Here is a 15,570-nt window from a genome sequence, read left to right on the forward strand (position 1 = left end):
ATACTTCCGACCATCTTGACAGTAATTTGCAGGTGAACGTTCCGTCGGCGACAGCCAGTCGAGCCGACCGAGCCGATCGGGTTGGTCAAGCCGCGAGTCGACGTGGCCCGCCGAAACTGCGAACCGGCCAGGCACCCCACCGTGTCGTGTGTTCACGATGCCGCCGTACGAACCAGCCGAAAAACTAAAAACCGCCGTACGTGGCCTCTCCGAACAGGAATGCGATCACTTTCGGTCCCCTCTGGAAATCATTAAGACCGTTGGGTTCCTAGTGCCTCATAGACGCCACGGCGGCAGTCTCAGTCGCCGGTTTCATTTGCGAGCACCGACTGGTATAAGCACAACTGAAATTGCGTTCTTACAACTCAGGTAGATTTATAGGGTTGGGAGAACACCAAACCGTCGTCACTACTCATGGAACGGAACACTCAATTTTCGGGGAAACTCGCGTCAGGAGACTCCTGCGTGCTCGAGGTGGCGCGCGCATGAGCGGGTCCGAACTCACCGCGGACGACCTCACGCTCCCGATCAAGCGCACCGAGGGAGAGACCCTCGAGGATCGGATGACGGCAAACGCCTACCAGAACATCCTTCCCGCCCGCTACCTCCGGAAGGACGCCGACGGCGAACTCGCTGAGACCCAGGAGGAACTGTTCGAACGCGTCGGGAAGAACATCGCGCTGGCCGAAGCGGTGTACGAGGCGAACAACCAGGGTCTCGAGATCACGGTTACGCCCGATCAGCTCAAGCCGGGTCATCCGCGCCGGGACGAACTCGCGGCGGAGGTCTTCGGGGAGGGGACCACCGTGGACGACGACAGCGAGACGACGCTGACCGAACGGAACGTCAACAAGTTCGCTTACGACACGGTCGTTCCGGAACTGCCGGAACCCGTACGCGAGCACGTCGAAGACGTCGCCGAGACGTTTATCGAGGGGATGGAAAGCCTCTCGTTCATGCCGAACTCGCCGACACTGATGAACGCCGGCGACGAACTCCAGCAGCTCTCGGCGTGTTTCGTCATGAGCCCCGACGACGACCTCGCGGACATCCACGAGACGGCCAAGAAGGCCGCCGAGGTCTTCCAGTCCGGCGGCGGCGTCGGCTATGGCTTCTGGAAGTTGCGACCGTTCGGAGACAGCGTCGGCTCCACGGGCGGCATCGCCTCCGGGCCGATCACCTTCATGCGAACGTACGACCAGCTCTGTGAAACAATCGCACAGGGCGGGACGCGGCGAGGCGCCCAGATGGGGATCATGCGCGTCTCGCACCCCGACGTCATCGAGTTCATCCACGCGAAGAACAAAGACGTCTCGCTGGCACACACGCTGCGACTCAACGACCCCGACGACTATACGTACACGACGTTCGCCGAGGCGCTCGAGGAGGCTCGCGAACTGATCGACGACGACGGAAAGGTACCGAAACACCTGCGCAACGCCGTCGAGGGCCACCTCTCGAACTTCAACATCTCCGTGGGGGTCACGGACGCGTTCATGGAGGCGGTCCAGGACGGCGAGGAGTACACGTTCACCAACCCGCGAACCGAAGAGCCACACATCGCTACCGCCGAGACCAAAGAGATGTACGGCCGCTACGACCTCGGCGAATACGTCGAGGTCGGGGAACCGCTCTCGGTACCCGCCGAACTCGTCTGGGAGCGTATCGTCGAGGGTGCCCACGAGAACGGCGAACCGGGTGTCATCTACCTCGAGCGAGTCAACAAGGAACACTCCTTCGACGTGGAGGAGCATCCGGACCACCGGATTCTGGCGACGAATCCCTGCGGTGAACAGCCGCTCGAGGAGTTCGAGGCCTGCAATCTTGGTCACATCAACCTCTCGACGCTGGCGGACTTCGACGCCCCCGACTGGCGCGTCTGGTCGGCCGAACACGCCGACGAGTACGACTCCCACGAAGACGCTGTCGCCGCGTTCCTCGAGGATGCCATCGACTGGGAGGCGTTCGACGAACGCATCGGGTACGGGACTCGTTTCCTCGAAAACGTCGTCACCATGTCGGACTTCCCGGTCGAGGAGATCGAGGAGACCGTCCGGAACATGCGCAAGATCGGGCTGGGCATCATGGGCCTCGCCCAACTGTACATCCAGCTCGGCATCAAGTACGGCAGCGACGAGGGTAACGAGGTCGCCCGCCAGCTGATGACTCACATCAACCACGGCGCGAAGGCGACCAGTCACGAACTCGCGACCGAACGCGGTTCTTTCAACGACTGGGACGACTCGAAGTACGCGAACCCCACCGAATACCGCGAGTGGTTCGAGGGCCAGACCGGCGAGTCCGCCGACGACTGGGCCGACGGGTACCCCATCCGGAACCACAACGTGACGACCATCGCGCCAACCGGAACGACCTCGATGGTCGGCAACACGACCGGCGGCTGTGAACCCATCTACAACGTCGCCTACTACAAGAACGTCACCGACGACGTTCAGGGCGACGAGATGCTCGTCGAGTTCGACGACTACTTCCTGCGGACGCTCGAGGCCAACGACATCGACGTTGCGGCTGTGAAACGCGAGGCCCAGGAGCAGATGGCCACGAATCAGTTCGACGGCGTCGAGGGACTCGAGACGGTCCCGGACGCCATCGGCGAACTGTTCGTCATCACCGCCGATCTCTCAGCCAAAGACCACGCCGCGGTCCAGTGTGCCTGCCAGGAAGGCGTCGACTCCGCGATTTCGAAGACGGTCAACGCGCCCAACGACTCCACGCTCGAGGACGCCAAGGACGTCTTCGAGTGGGTCTACGAGAACGGTGGCAAGGGCGTCACCTACTACCGCGACGGCACCCGGACGAAGCAGGTATTGACGACGCGAGCTGACAACACGGAGTTCGCCGACGAGCAGGAAGCGGCCGAAGCGTTGCTCGAACAGATCGACGACATCTTCGGCAGCCTCGAGCAGTTCCTGGAGCACGAGGACGTCCGGGAGGTACTCGAGGCCGACGGCGCGACCATCGGGAACCAGGACGAACCCGTCACGGTCGACTTCGCCGAGAAGCGCGAACGCCCCGATTCTCTCCAGGGCGTGAGTCAGCGGATCGACACCGGCTATGGCAAGGTGTACGTGACGATCAACGAGGACCCCGAGACCGGCCAGCCGTTCGAACTCTTCGCGAACATCGGCCACTCCGGCGGTTTCACGAACTCCTTCACTGAGGCGCTTGCGAAGGTCATCTCCACCTCACTGCGCTCGGGCGTCGATCCCGAGGAGGTCATCGACGAACTCTGTGGGACCCGGAGTCCGAAAGTCGCCTGGGACAAGGGCGAACAGATTCAGTCGATCCCGGACGCCATCGGCACCGCGATGCGCCGGTATCTCGACGACGAAATCGACAAGCCGTACCCCAAACAGCAGACGCTCGAGGAGTCAGCGGACGCCGAGATTGACACTGACGCAGACGCCGGCCTCGAGACCGACGTTGAGGTCGTCGACGCGGACGACCACGAGACCGACGGTGGGGCGGCGACTGCGGACGAACGGGACGCCACGCAGGACCTCATCGACGCCGGCGAGTCGCCCGAGTGTCCCTCCTGTGGATCGCTCTCGCTGTACTTCTCGGAGGGCTGTAAAACCTGCGAGTCCTGCGGCTGGAGCGAGTGCTGATCGAGTAGCGTCGACACCGATTCGGATTTTAGCTTTCCAGAGTTTCAACGGAGGGTTCGACTTCACTGGAGGAGTAGCTCTCGAGCCAGCGGCCACACCGAAATCGAATCGTTTCTGACTCCTACCGCGCCCGTCGAGAGGTTCTCGAGATGAGCGGCGAACGTCCGAATCAGGCCTGAACCCGACGACGTGACCACCCTGCGGGGATCTGTTGAAATGCTAGTAAATGATATTCGCGACCTTGTGCGGTCAGTACAGTGGATACACTACTCGGGTGGGTCAGTGGAGTCACCGAATCCGCTTCCATACGTTTCGATGACTTCCGTGATGGTGACTTCGTACGCGTCGTACCACTCGCTCCACCGCTGTTTCGCTCGTTTGTGGTCTGCATCCGCGCCAAACGCCTCGAGCGCGTCGAGTGACTCCCAGTAGTAGACGACGAGCACCTCGCCACTTGCTGGGTCGTTCCACGTTCGTTTACCGCGATAACCGTCCGTCTCTTCGGCAACGGCCTGGATCGAGTCGTTCAACTCGTGGAACTCCGCATCGTACTCCCCCGGATCCAGGCGAAACGTAACCAGGTACATCGATACCTGTGCCCATGTGTTCGTAGTCAAAAAGATTCGCTTTCGCGAACACGAGATGCGCCGGAGAGGCACCCGTGACACGTATGCGCCGTCCATGCAGCAAGGGACGAGAAACACCTTCAACAGAGCCTCCTACGGAACACTTAGCACGCCCGACTCCGAAAACGATCCAATGACCGACGCTGGACCCGCGTGTCCCAGTTGCGGGGCCCACCTCTACAAACGCCACTGCAAGTACGTTTGTCCACAACACGGCGTCGTCTACGATTGTTCCGACCCGTTTCGATAGCGCTACGTCGGCAGACGATTCAGCGACTTCGATAGCTCCACGCCGACGGACGACTAAACGACTTTCGGAACGCTTCGTCGACGGACGACTCACCGACTGAGTTGACCGAAACGACTACCCCCTCGAGTGCCCCACTTTCTGACGATTCCCGTCGCATGGCAACCAAACCGACCATTCTCGTCGTCGACGACGAGCGCGAACTGGTCGACCTCTACACGAGCTGGATGCGCGACAGTTACGCCGTTCGCACCGCCTACACGGGTCGCGGTGCACTCGAGCAGTTGAGCGACGAGGTCGACGTCGTGCTGCTCGACCGACACATGCCCGACCTCACCGGCGACGAGGTCCTGGACGAACTCCGCCGTCGAGGCCACGACTGCTGGGTCATCATGGTTACCGCCGTCGACCCCGGACTCGACATCATCGACCTCGATGTCGACGACTACGTGACGAAGCCAGTCTCGCGAACGACGTTGACGCGCCTGATCGAAAATCTCCGCGCGAAGTCGCGATACGGTCAACACGGCCGCCGCGAGGTGACGGCCCTCTCGAACAAGAAGGAAGCGCTCGACGATACCCTCTCGATCGACGACCTGGAGGGAACCGACCGCTATCGTCGGCTCGAGGCTGATTTGCAGGAACTCGGTGACTCGATGGGAGAGGAGTTCGCCGAAGGGGAATAGCGCAGGGGTTCGCTGAGGGCGAGAGCGCAAGGATCCTCCAGAGGCGTGTAGCACGAATATCGTGAGTGACACAGGTGACGTGAACGGAGACGCGTCTTCGTTCACTCGAACGACGTCCTCACGGTCGACCCGGTCCGGAGATGGCTATAGATCGACGGTGCGAACAGTGCAACGGCGACGACCGCTGCCGACCCGGCGAGGACGAACCCGTGCTGACCGACCCCGTCGACCAGGACGTCGCTCGTGAGCGTGGCCGCTGAGGCACCGACGAAAACAGCTGCGACCGTCCACGGCAGTTCGCCGAGTGCCGTCCCGACGACGAGGTGTCGAAGACGGACGCCGCTGACGGCCGCCGCGGCCGTCGCGACGTCCGAGGGAATCGGCGCGAGTCGCGACGCCACGACGCCGCGAACGGGGCCGACGGCGTCGTAGTACCGGTCGACCGCGTCACGACTTCGCCCGAGGACGCCCGCGAGCGGGCGTACATCGCCGGCCGCCCGATCGCTTCCCCCGACGAGCCAGCGAACCACGAGGAAGGTCGGAATTACGGTCAGCGAGACGCCGAGCAGGGCGACAGGAAGGCCGAGAACCGCGCCGTAGCCGTAGCCGACCAGGACGGCGAGCGGCGTCGTCGGCCACGCGAAGAGGGGCCGGGCAGTGTACAGGACGGCGACCGCGAGTCCGAACCGGTACGGATCGCCGGCGACTGATTCGAGCACGCCGACTGTGGCCGACGGCGAGACGAGCAGGCTCGCGAGGAGGACGAAACCCACGAGTCCCGTCCCGAGGAGGGCTCGAGTGGTGATCGGCGACGCCATCGATTGCCGGAGGTTCGAACGCCGGGGTTGAAACCTTTCTGTCTCGTGACGTTCTCCCGAAGTGATAGCAGCGGTTCCCTTCCTTCCAATTTCCGTGTTCTTCGGTAATGAGAGCACCAATCCAGGCGATAGGGCCGGCGTCGACACAACGTTTATCACCGTCCACGGATCACTCGAGAGCGAGCACGATGGCCGAAGACGACCGCGTCGACCTCGGACTCGCTCTCCTGGAGCGACTCGAGCACGAGTCGCTCCCGCTCCCAGCGGTCGTCGACCGAATCGAGACGATCACTACGGATCCCGCGGTGACGCGAACGATCCTGGACGAGGCGGAGTTGCGCGGCATCATCGACCGAGACGACGGCATCGTTCGCGTAAAGAGCCGTCAGTACGTCCGGTTCGAAGAACAGGTCATCACCAAGGAGGGCGAGTTCTCCTGTCGACGCTGTGGCGCTGGGCTCTCGACGGGTCACTTTATCAAACTCGAGGCCGGCGAGCTCGGTCCGTTCGGCTCGTCGTGTATCAGGAAGGTCACGGGGCGGGAGTGAGGGCGATGATTACGTCAGAAACGCCGCCGTAACGCCATAACTTTCCGTTCGGTAGTTGCCATACAGTCGGTAGCTACTATAGCTTCGGTAGTTGCTATAGTTCCGATAGCTTTGCCAGCAGCAGTTATCGACCCTGCCGAAGCTCCTCGATCAACTGCTCGATAGTCGCCTGTTGGGCCTCGAGCAACTCGGTCTGGGCCTCGACGGCCGACTCGAGCGACTCGATCCGCTCGAGCAGTTCCGGGTCGGCCAAGGACGGGTCGGCCGTCGACGTGTCCCGGACTGCGCCGGCCGAGGCCGAAGATCGATTGGTCACGCTGGATTCGTCGTGCAGATCGCCGTCAGCAGCCTGCTGCTGGGCCGTCTGCCCGGGCACCTCGTCCGTGTTTGACCCCAAATCGAAGGCACTCGAGGAGCCGAGTGGGTCGTTGGAGGGGTCGGTCTCGGTCGGTTCCTGGCTCGCGGCCGCCTCCTCGCCGAGGTCGTCTGGTTCCCGCGGGTTCGCATCCAGCGGGTCGACGCCGATGCCGAAGTCGACGCCCGACGCTGACTCGCTCGTCGGTTCGTCCGCGTCGTCATCGTCTGCCGCAAGGAGCGCGTTGAGTTCCTCGAGCGTCTCGACGTCGTGGAACGAACAGAGCGCGCGCTTGAGGCGTTCGGCGACCTCGTCGGCCTGGTCGTTCGGCGCTTTGATCCGCTGCTGGCGACCGTCCACCCCGAGGACGACCTGTGTGGCGACGCTACCGTCCTCGAAGGACAGGTTCGTCACGTCGGCGTAGTGGTACTGTTCGAAGTCGCTGTCCCAGACGGCCTCGCCGATGTGCTTGACGAGCCGGTCGCTCGTGATGATCAGGGTGAGTTCGCTGAACCGGAACGTCTTGAGGACGGACTCGCCCGAGTCGGTGATGTCGTTGCCGGTGAGGACGCCGGCGAGGACGGGGTGGAGGGCCTCGTCGGTTCGATTGCCCGGAATCGTGAACTCACGTTCGCCGTCGAGGGCGTACTCGAGCGTAAATCGGGTCTTTCGGCGGCCTTCCGAGAGCGAGAGGCGGTCGGCGTCGTGCGAGAACGTGTCGACGGATTCGTCGCTCAGCAGTCCTTCGGCGCGATAGATGATGGTCCTGGAGGGTGTGATGAACAGTTCGTCGTCACCACCGAGTGGCACTCGAGCAGCGATTTCCTCGCCCTCGAGCGTCGACTGGACGATACCGGGAACGGTCATGCACCGTGGTTCGTATGGGCTGGTGATAAATCCGTGGGTAGGGATTACACGCCGTCGGCGAATGGGAAGGTTAAAGAAACACAGCGAACAACCCGCTACTGCAGCAAGCCCGGGTGGCTTAGCTGGACATAGCGCCGCACTCATAGGGTTCAGAGATTCGGTGCGGTTTCGCCTTGGAAGCCTCCGTGTCCCTCGAGGACTCTGCCGAGCCTCGAACCTGGGACATGCGGAGATCGAGGGTTCGGAGCCCTCCCCGGGCATATTACCACTTCTACGGAGCCACTATTAACGACCTCGAGCTGAGCGTCCCCTCACTTGGTGCACGGGGTGATTAGCCTGATCCGACTTTCCCTGTTACTGTCGCTCTGTAAGGCGTACTGCGACGACTCTCCGCGCACCATTTAATCGTGGAAGGACACCGACTTCACCGTTCCAGAGTCCGACAGCTACCTCGCCGAATACCTCGCACTCGAAGGTGGACGGGCCACAGGCCCCGGTGGGAACCTCGATCGTTGCGAGCGGGTATTCTCGAAGCAGTAGGAAACCCGCAACTACAACCGTCATCGAATGCGATCTTCCGAGGAACCCGAGTATCGGTAAGTCCGTACGTTCTCGAAGTCGAAAAGTCGGCTCCTGCCAGGTCAGTCCTTTTTTGGCTCGAAGCCGGAGTCGAGTCATGACGACCCACGTGAGCGTTGAGCAGGTTAGGTGGTGGCTCGACGAGAACGCCATCCAGGACGTTACGCCTCACTCTCAGGAGGAAACGGAGTTCAACCTGCAGGTGACCCTCTCGCGCCTGCCGATACACCTCATCCAGGAGGAGAAGCGGGGTCCGATTCGGGTCGTCGGGCGTAGCGCGTTCGACACCGAACGGGCAAAGCGACTCATCCGGGAGGAGGAGTCGCGTACGGAGCTACTGACCCAGATCGGGCCAGTGCTTGCTGCGACGCCCGGGTTCTACACGTTCCTCGACGAAGAGGACCGCGCCTGTGACCTTCGGAACGCCGAGGTGCTCCAGTTAGAGCACCGGATCTATCCTGGGGAGGCGACTCAACAATCGTTGATGGACAGCGTGATGGGAATTGCCACCGGAATGCGCTACGTCCAGAACGTACTGGCAGCGACACACCCCGGGTCATCAGCGGAATCCGATGAATCAACTAACGAGAGTACCTCAGAATCGGATACTCCGTCCACCGACGAAACGGACGCGGACTGATTCCCTTCGTTTTGCCAAAAATGTATGGGTCGATGAGCCTCTTTCGTACTCACGACGCTCTTGATTGTATATTCCTGAGATGTTGGTTGTAAAAATAACTGTTACGTACGGAATTACGTCGTTCACTTGCAGCGGAGCTACCGGCTCGGCGGTGGCTCTGTCGCCCGAAAATCACGTCTCGCCGTGCGCCGCCGGGAGAGCGACCGAAAATGTCGAGCCTTCGCCAGGCTCGGAATCGACCTGGATATCGCCGTCGTGGCGTTCCGCGATTCGCTTACAGAGCGCGAGGCCGATACCGGTTCCCGATACCTCGTCTTCGCTGTGAAGCCGCTGGAAAATGTCGAAGATGCGTTCCGTCTCGTCCGGATCGATTCCGATCCCTTCATCACGAACCGAGACGATCCAGTGATCGCCGTCCCGTTTGGCCGTCACGTCGACGACCGGCGGTTCGTCGCCGCTGTACTCGATCGCGTTCGAGACGAGGTTCTGGAAGAGCTGACGAAGCTGGCTCGGGTCACCCTCGATGCGAGGAAGGTCGTCCACCTCGAGATCGGCGTCCCGCTCCCGAAGCTTGAGCTCGAGGTTTTTGCGGACGTCAGCGAAGACGTCGTTCAAGTCGACCAGTTCGAACGGTTCCCGTTGTGTCTCGACGCGCGAGTACTCGAGGAGGCCGTCGATCATCGCTCGCATTCGCTCCGCGCCATCTACGGCGTACTCGATGAATTCCTCGCCGTCCTCGTCGAGTTCGTCGGCGTAGCGACTCTCGATCAACTGGAGATAACTGGTGACCATTCGAAGCGGCTCCTGGAGGTCGTGGGAGGCGATGGACGCGAACTGTTCGAGTCGCTCGTTCGATCGCTCGAGCTGTTCGTTCGTCTCCTCGAGTTTGTCCTGGACGCGTTCGAGCGCCCGATTCCGTCGCTCGAGTTCGAGGGCGTTCGTTTTGGCCCGGGCGGCGTAGGTTCCGACGCCGAATCCGGCGACGCAACTCAGCGCGGTGAGGACGGCGAGCGACCGACGAGGATCCTCGAGGCCCATGTCCGGTTGTGCGTGATAGACTCCCAGAATAACGAGCATCCCGCCGATTCCGAGAAGCGACCAGCGAGCGACGGACGAGTAGAATCGGTGGTCGACGGCCGACGTCGGGAGACGATACCCGCCGACGAAGACGACGAGGCCCGACCCGGCGATAAACGAGAAGACGACGAATGCGGACCCGAGCGACGTTCCCTCCGACACCACGGTGACGAAGTACGTGGTGCCGACCAGGACGTACAGTAAACCGAGTCCCATCACCGCATATCGGCCGATTACTCCTACCGACAGACGAGACGAAGTCGTCATCGTAATGCGCTGGGGTTGAACACGGTATCAGTTAACGATGTATGTCGGTCGTTCGAGTAGTCCGTCGTGAACGCCCGACGTGGAGGTGGTAAAACGGAGTAACCTATCTCCGAACGAGATAGTTTTCGAACAATGGTAGCGGGAACACCTACCGCTAACCGAAGCCGTCTATATGCGGTTGTGGTGAATGTCGATGATGACGACAGTCGCCGAACTCGAGGTCCCCGCCGGCCACTTCGCTGCAGCGACCGCGTTCGAGCGCATCCCGTCGCTCGAACTCCAGTTTGCAGGGGTGGTCGGAGAGGGCCCACCACTCGTGTGGGTGTCGGGGGCGAGTCGCAACGAGATCCAGGAGGCGCTCGAGGCAGATCCGACGCTCTCGGTGCTCGCCAGTCTGACCGACGCTAGCCGCGAACGCTGGCTCTTTCGTCTCGAGTTCGACGCGCCGATCACGCAGTTCCAGAAGGTGATCGCCGATCACGGTGGAGCCATCCTCGAGACGACCGGAGTGGACCACGACTGGACGATCGAACTGCTCTTTCACGATCGACAGTCGCTTTCGGCCGCACACGACGAACTGCTGGACCAGGAGTTCTCCGTCTCGGTGCGTCGCATGACGGAACTGGACGGCGACCTCAGCGAGGAGACGCCGCTCACGGAGACCCAGTACGAGACGATCGTCACGGCCCACGAACTGGGCTACTTCGACGTACCGCGAAAGGTGACGCTGAAAGAGCTCGCGGACGAACTCGGTATCTCTCACCAGGCGCTGTCGGAACGATTGCGGCGAAGCCACGCGGCGCTCGTGAGCGCCAAGCTATCCGATGGAGACCAGCGGAAGGTCGATCTCTAGCTGCCCTCCGTCGACTTCTTCGCGTAGTCGTGCACTCAATTCGAGTGGCGTGACTCGGGTTGCAAGCGGCGAGTGACGATTATCGGACACCGACGGCCGACACTGGCGTCCTGGATTGGCGGAGCGCGGATGCGTGAACATTCGGTGTAGATAGTGTAGATACTCCGTCTCGAGCATCGCCAGTGGTACCCCGTCTGAGTCCCGTCAGTCTGTCCCGCCTCAAGTCCCGTCAGTCTGTCCCGCCTCAAGTCCCGTCAGTGATCAACCGAATAGTTCTGTACCAATACACCCAACATATACTGACGATCGTTTTTTCTTAGCCCCAAATATTTGTATTCGGTCTCAAAATTCCGGTAGTATTGCTAAAATTGCTTATTAAGTCGAGCTTATGAAGATATACGACCAATAGTTATCCGTCGACGGGACCTTCCGCCGACTGAGGAATCGACGCATCAACGACCCCTGTGAGTGCAAGTGGCTCGCGAACGTCCCAGTTCGGGCGCCACGTGACACAACCGACGTGTCATGGTGGATCACTCATGCTCGAGCCGACCACGCCTCGCGACCATTCGTGGCTGTGTGGTCGCTGACGTGGTCGTCTTCCATAAGCGCCTCCACTGTCACATCTCGACCGGTATGTGACATCGACGCGGATACTGTACAGATTTCTATAGGAATTATCTGGCTGAAGGTGGAAGACCGTCCTATGTGGAACACCGCACAGAACCGGAATCAGCCAGTTCGTGTCTCGATCGAGAATTCGAGAACGGATCAAATACGGAGAAAACGATGGTAGACGTCGCCCTCTCGGTCGGTCGACTTCTCCTCGCGTTCGTCCTGGTCTTCCTGAACGGCTTTTTCGTCGCCGCGGAGTTCGCATACGTTCGAATTCGAGCGACCGCTGTCGACGCACTCGTCGAGGAAGGGCGCTCGGGGGCGGTCCTCTTACAGGACGCGATGGACAACCTCGACGATTATCTCGCCGTGACCCAGCTCGGCATTACCATCTCCTCACTCGGTCTCGGCTGGATCGGTGAGCCCGCCGTCGCGGCTCTGCTCGAACCCGTACTGTCGCCGATCTTACCCGGGGGGCTGATCCACCTCGTCTCCTTCGCCGTCGGGTTCAGCATCATCACCTTCTTGCACGTCGTCTTCGGCGAGTTGGCTCCGAAGACGATCGCGATCGCCCAGGCAGAGCGCGTGGCGCTGATCGTCGCACGACCGATGAAGTTCTTCTACTACGTGTTTATCCCCGGACTCGTCGTCTTCAACGGGACCGCGAACTTCTTCACGCGGCTCATCGGCATCCCGCCGGCCTCCGAGAACGAGGAGGTGCTGACCGAAGAGGAGATCCTCGCCGTGCTGTCGACGGCCGGTCGGAAAGGGAACATCGAGATGGAGGAAGTCGAACTAATCGAACGCGTGTTCGACTTCGACGAACTCTCGGTCCAGGCGGTCATGGTTCCTCGACCGGACGTGATCACCATCTCTGCGGACGCGCCGCTTCCGGCCGTTCGGTCCAGAATCATCGAGGAAGGCCACACTCGGTACCCGGTCATCGATCCCGACACCGACGATCAGATCGAGGGATTCCTCGACGTGAAAGACGTTCTCCGCGTCACCCACGAAAACCCCGACGCCGACGCGCTAACGGCCGGTGACGTCGCCCGGGAGATGCTCGTCTATCCGGAAACCGGGTCGGTCACTGACCTCCTCGAGCAGATCCAGCGCGAACGAAAACAGATGGTCGCCATCGTCGACGAGTGGGGCGCGTTCGAGGGCATCGTGACCGTCGAGGACCTCGTCGAGGAACTCGTCGGCGACATTCGCGACGACTTCGACGCGGCTACGAACGAACCGTCGATCGACCGGCGAGCGGACGGCACCTACGTCGTCGACGGCGGATTCACGGTATCGAGGCTCAACGAGACGCTCGAGACCACGTTCGAGGCCGACGGCGTCGAGACAGTCGGTGGATTGGTCCTGTCCCGAGCAGGCCGCGTCCCGGACGTCGGTGACGAGTTCGAAATCGACGGGTACGAGTTCACCGTTTCGGCAGTCGACGGGGCGCGCATCTCGGAGGTCGAGGTCCGAAACACAGGAACGGGGCCCGCCGAATCCACAGAAAATTCGAGCCTCGAGTGATCGGCGAGAGCGCAGTCTCGGATCTTGGTGTCTCGAGTCAACAAAGGGAGAGGGTTACCGATTCGTCTCGAACCAATCGACGGCGAAATCGACCATCGCTCGCTGGGGAACTAACCGCGTCTCGGCGGCGCCGACCGATCCGCGTCGAACGATCGAGTCGTGTTCGTCCTCGAACGCGTCACCGAGGATCGCGAAGTCGCTGGCGTCGGTTTCGATGTCCTGGAAGGTGACCGACGTTGGCTCGCCCTCTTCGAGAACGGTAGCGACGGTATCGGTCCGTGGCAGATCGATGTCCGCCCGGTACTCGGCGAGGTGGAGCGAGGTGTTGGCACCGTGGTCGACTCCTAGCAGGAGGACCGAGCCGGAGCGGTCGTAGACGCTGGCCAGCGGCGAATGCTCCCCCAGACCATCGTCGAACCCGTGGTCGGCGACGATGGTTTCGGCGTCGGCGCCCCAGGCCGCGAACGAGACGGTCGGGTGCCGGCTCCGATAGACGTCGGGGTACGATCGAAAACACTCCGGAACCGCACCGACGCCGCGTGTCGGCGTGGTCTCCGGTCGATAGGGTGGTCGCTCCGCTCGAATCGTGTCGATCCAGTCGTCGGGAACGGGTGGATTCGACCAGACGGCCGGGTCCCCGTACTGTCCCGAGTGAGTCGGCATGACGAGTGTCCCCGCCTCAGTTACGGCGGCCATGAGCGCGTCGACGACGGTCTGGGCGTCTACGCAGACCCACCCGAGGGAACTGAGCGAGGCGTGGACGAGCACCGTCTCACCCGCCGTCAGCCCGAGCGCCCGGAGATCGTCGACGAGCGACGACACCGTCGCGGGTTCGTCCACTGCTTCGATCGCGTCTCGTTCAGACATAATTCGTCTCACACACAGGAATCATTTGAGTGTTCGGACGCGATCGTGAGCCGAGTACACGGACCCGCAGGACTCGTCGCTCGCTATACATCCAGGAGTTTAATACTACAGATTGCGTAGCGTCTGTATGGCCGATCCAGATACCATCACGGACGCGCTCGAAACGATCCTCGACGTTCCGGCGACCGACGCCCTCGAGTCGGCAACCGGTCTAGAGGCGGCGACCGGCGTAGAAGCCGCGACTGACGTGGAGGGAGTAAGCGAAACGGAAGGAACGACCGACGAGACGACGGACGATTCGCCAACGAAACAGGACGTTCTCACGCTCCTGGAGCGCCGACACGCGCTCTCGATTCTGCGAGCGATTACGACCGCGGGCGGGCCGAGTCGCTTCTCAGAACTCGAGGACGTGGTCTCTGCCTCCCCGAACACCCTCTCTGCACGCCTCTCTGAGTTCGTCAAGGCTGGATTGCTCGAGCGAACCGCCTACGACGAGGTTCCGCCGCGCGTGGAGTACGAACCGACCGACGCCGGGGCGACGCTGGCCCCGCTGTTCGTTTACCTCCGCCTGTGGGAGAGTCGATACGGCGACGAACTGGAAGCGTAACGGGATCTCGGAAACTCTAGGCTCAAAACCGCCGCGAGGAAAGGAACTTCTTTGAGGCGGCCGCCGGTACGGTCCGGTATGGAAGGCACGGCCGTTACCGTCGAGTCCGTCACCGAAGTGGGACCGTCGACCGTCGCACTCGAACTCGCGACGCCGGAAGATTTCGAGGCGCTCCCCGGGCAATTCGTCCTCCTTCGAGCGGCACCCGAGGGCGAGGAGGTCGCACGCCACTACACCCTCTCGTCGCCGACGGTCGAGGAGACGTTCGAGATCACCGTCGGCGTCGATCCCGACGGCGAACTCGCGCCGTGGCTCGCCTCCCTCGAGGGCGGCGAAACGGTTCACATTGAGGGGCCGTTCGGAACGATCACCTACAAGAACGACGGCGATGTCGTGGCGATCGCTGGCGGGCCAGGCATCGGTCCCGCAGTCGCTATCGCCGAGGCTGCCCAGGAGGCCGGCCACGACGCGGCCGTCATCTATCAGGACGACGAACCGGCCCACACCGAGCGACTCGAGGCACTTTCTGAAGCGGGAGCGGCCGTCACGGTACTCGAGTCGGGCGACGACGAGAGTCTCGAGTCGGCCGTCGACGCACACCTCGAGGACGGGCAGTGCTACGTCTTCGGGTTCGCGGACTTCGTCGACCGGGTCGCCGAGGCAATCGAGGCGGCCGGCGAGGATCCGGACGAGGCGCGCATCGAAAACTTCGGGTAGGACCGGTTTTCTCGGCGCTCGCAGGTTTGCGTGAATTCTCGA

General features: G+C 62.0%; 14 protein-coding genes and 1 tRNA gene. 10 read left to right on the forward strand and 5 right to left on the reverse strand.

What is annotated here, in order from left to right; translation table 11 throughout:
• The first annotated feature begins 485 nt into the window (after positions 1-485).
• Positions 486-3,629, forward strand: coding sequence for an adenosylcobalamin-dependent ribonucleoside-diphosphate reductase (locus tag NGM15_RS04100; protein WP_253435609.1), 3,144 nt, complete (start codon positions 486-488; stop codon positions 3,627-3,629).
• A gap of 266 nt (positions 3,630-3,895) precedes the next feature.
• Here NGM15_RS04100 and NGM15_RS04105 read toward each other — a convergent pair whose 3' ends face one another.
• Entirely contained in the window at positions 3,896-4,216 is a 321-nt protein-coding gene (locus NGM15_RS04105) for an antibiotic biosynthesis monooxygenase family protein (RefSeq protein ID WP_253435611.1), read from the reverse strand.
• Positions 4,217-4,388: 172 nt separating this feature from the next.
• Here NGM15_RS04105 and NGM15_RS18780 point away from each other — a divergent pair, with 172 nt between their 5' ends.
• Both NGM15_RS18780 and NGM15_RS04110 read left to right on the forward strand, forming a co-directional pair.
• On the forward strand, positions 4,389-4,505 hold the full coding sequence (locus tag NGM15_RS18780) for an HVO_2523 family zinc finger protein (protein WP_305882003.1): 117 nt from the start codon (positions 4,389-4,391) through the stop codon (positions 4,503-4,505).
• 155 nt (positions 4,506-4,660) lie between these two features.
• A complete protein-coding gene (locus NGM15_RS04110) occupies positions 4,661-5,188 on the forward strand; it encodes a response regulator transcription factor (protein ID WP_253435612.1) in 528 nt (175 codons plus the stop codon).
• A 101-nt stretch (positions 5,189-5,289) separates the two neighbouring features.
• On the opposite strand, the gene NGM15_RS04115 is transcribed toward NGM15_RS04110, so the two are convergent.
• Positions 5,290-6,006 carry a TVP38/TMEM64 family protein gene (locus tag NGM15_RS04115; protein WP_253435614.1) on the reverse strand — a complete coding sequence of 239 codons (717 nt, stop codon included), beginning with the start codon at positions 6,004-6,006 and terminating at the stop codon, positions 5,290-5,292.
• Positions 6,007-6,194: 188 nt separating this feature from the next.
• On the opposite strand from NGM15_RS04115, the gene NGM15_RS04120 reads away from it, so the two are divergent.
• Positions 6,195-6,554: a DUF5830 family protein gene (locus NGM15_RS04120; protein ID WP_253435616.1), complete on the forward strand. Its 360-nt coding sequence runs from the start codon at positions 6,195-6,197 to the stop codon at positions 6,552-6,554.
• A 124-nt stretch (positions 6,555-6,678) separates the two neighbouring features.
• Here NGM15_RS04120 and NGM15_RS04125 read toward each other — a convergent pair whose 3' ends face one another.
• A complete protein-coding gene (locus NGM15_RS04125; RefSeq protein ID WP_253435618.1) occupies positions 6,679-7,776 on the reverse strand; it encodes a DUF7115 domain-containing protein in 1,098 nt (365 codons plus the stop codon).
• Between the two features lie 107 nt (positions 7,777-7,883).
• On the opposite strand from NGM15_RS04125, the gene NGM15_RS04130 reads away from it, so the two are divergent.
• Positions 7,884-8,036, forward strand: a tRNA-Met gene (locus NGM15_RS04130).
• Positions 8,037-8,452: 416 nt separating this feature from the next.
• Positions 8,453-8,995: a type III secretion system chaperone family protein gene (locus NGM15_RS04135; RefSeq protein ID WP_253435621.1), complete on the forward strand. Its 543-nt coding sequence runs from the start codon at positions 8,453-8,455 to the stop codon at positions 8,993-8,995.
• A gap of 171 nt (positions 8,996-9,166) precedes the next feature.
• On the opposite strand, the gene NGM15_RS04140 is transcribed toward NGM15_RS04135, so the two are convergent.
• On the reverse strand, positions 9,167-10,339 hold the full coding sequence (locus tag NGM15_RS04140) for a sensor histidine kinase (RefSeq protein WP_425494466.1): 1,173 nt from the start codon (positions 10,337-10,339) through the stop codon (positions 9,167-9,169).
• A 196-nt stretch (positions 10,340-10,535) separates the two neighbouring features.
• Between NGM15_RS04140 and NGM15_RS04145 the strand changes: the two genes are divergently transcribed.
• Both NGM15_RS04145 and NGM15_RS04150 read left to right on the forward strand, forming a co-directional pair.
• Positions 10,536-11,192, forward strand: a complete 657-nt coding sequence (locus NGM15_RS04145; RefSeq protein WP_253435626.1) for a helix-turn-helix domain-containing protein — start codon at positions 10,536-10,538, stop codon at positions 11,190-11,192.
• A 789-nt stretch (positions 11,193-11,981) separates the two neighbouring features.
• Positions 11,982-13,337 (forward strand): hemolysin family protein, encoded by a 1,356-nt coding sequence (locus NGM15_RS04150; protein WP_253435629.1) that lies wholly within the window; start codon positions 11,982-11,984, stop codon positions 13,335-13,337.
• Between the two features lie 54 nt (positions 13,338-13,391).
• Here NGM15_RS04150 and NGM15_RS04155 read toward each other — a convergent pair whose 3' ends face one another.
• Complete coding sequence (locus tag NGM15_RS04155) at positions 13,392-14,204, reverse strand: AAC(3) family N-acetyltransferase (protein ID WP_253435631.1); 813 nt, start codon at positions 14,202-14,204, stop codon at positions 13,392-13,394.
• Between the two features lie 127 nt (positions 14,205-14,331).
• On the opposite strand from NGM15_RS04155, the gene NGM15_RS04160 reads away from it, so the two are divergent.
• Both NGM15_RS04160 and NGM15_RS04165 read left to right on the forward strand, forming a co-directional pair.
• Positions 14,332-14,811, forward strand: coding sequence for a winged helix-turn-helix transcriptional regulator (locus NGM15_RS04160; protein ID WP_253435634.1), 480 nt, complete (start codon positions 14,332-14,334; stop codon positions 14,809-14,811).
• Positions 14,812-14,889: 78 nt separating this feature from the next.
• Complete coding sequence (locus tag NGM15_RS04165; protein ID WP_253435637.1) at positions 14,890-15,528, forward strand: FAD-dependent oxidoreductase; 639 nt, start codon at positions 14,890-14,892, stop codon at positions 15,526-15,528.
• Positions 15,529-15,570: the final 42 nt, after the last annotated feature.

Origin of the sequence: Natronosalvus halobius (assembly GCF_024138145.1) — an archaeon.
Lineage (GTDB): Archaea > Halobacteriota > Halobacteria > Halobacteriales > Natrialbaceae > Natronosalvus > Natronosalvus halobius.

What these genes read in the sequence shown, in the direction of transcription:
- NGM15_RS04155 (WP_253435631.1), bottom strand. Translation starts at nt 14,204, where the DNA reads ATGTCTGAACGAGACGCGATCGAAGCAGTGGACGAACCCGCGACGGTG.
- NGM15_RS04140 (WP_425494466.1), bottom strand. Translation starts at nt 10,339, where the DNA reads ATGACGACTTCGTCTCGTCTGTCGGTAGGAGTAATCGGCCGATATGCG.
- NGM15_RS04100 (WP_253435609.1), top strand. Translation starts at nt 486, where the DNA reads ATGAGCGGGTCCGAACTCACCGCGGACGACCTCACGCTCCCGATCAAG.
- NGM15_RS04105 (WP_253435611.1), bottom strand. Translation starts at nt 4,216, where the DNA reads ATGTACCTGGTTACGTTTCGCCTGGATCCGGGGGAGTACGATGCGGAG.
- NGM15_RS04150 (WP_253435629.1), top strand. Translation starts at nt 11,982, where the DNA reads ATGGTAGACGTCGCCCTCTCGGTCGGTCGACTTCTCCTCGCGTTCGTC.
- NGM15_RS04120 (WP_253435616.1), top strand. Translation starts at nt 6,195, where the DNA reads ATGGCCGAAGACGACCGCGTCGACCTCGGACTCGCTCTCCTGGAGCGA.
- NGM15_RS04165 (WP_253435637.1), top strand. Translation starts at nt 14,890, where the DNA reads ATGGAAGGCACGGCCGTTACCGTCGAGTCCGTCACCGAAGTGGGACCG.
- NGM15_RS04145 (WP_253435626.1), top strand. Translation starts at nt 10,536, where the DNA reads ATGACGACAGTCGCCGAACTCGAGGTCCCCGCCGGCCACTTCGCTGCA.
- NGM15_RS04125 (WP_253435618.1), bottom strand. Translation starts at nt 7,776, where the DNA reads ATGACCGTTCCCGGTATCGTCCAGTCGACGCTCGAGGGCGAGGAAATC.
- NGM15_RS18780 (WP_305882003.1), top strand. Translation starts at nt 4,389, where the DNA reads ATGACCGACGCTGGACCCGCGTGTCCCAGTTGCGGGGCCCACCTCTAC.
- NGM15_RS04160 (WP_253435634.1), top strand. Translation starts at nt 14,332, where the DNA reads ATGGCCGATCCAGATACCATCACGGACGCGCTCGAAACGATCCTCGAC.
- NGM15_RS04115 (WP_253435614.1), bottom strand. Translation starts at nt 6,006, where the DNA reads ATGGCGTCGCCGATCACCACTCGAGCCCTCCTCGGGACGGGACTCGTG.
- NGM15_RS04135 (WP_253435621.1), top strand. Translation starts at nt 8,453, where the DNA reads ATGACGACCCACGTGAGCGTTGAGCAGGTTAGGTGGTGGCTCGACGAG.
- NGM15_RS04110 (WP_253435612.1), top strand. Translation starts at nt 4,661, where the DNA reads ATGGCAACCAAACCGACCATTCTCGTCGTCGACGACGAGCGCGAACTG.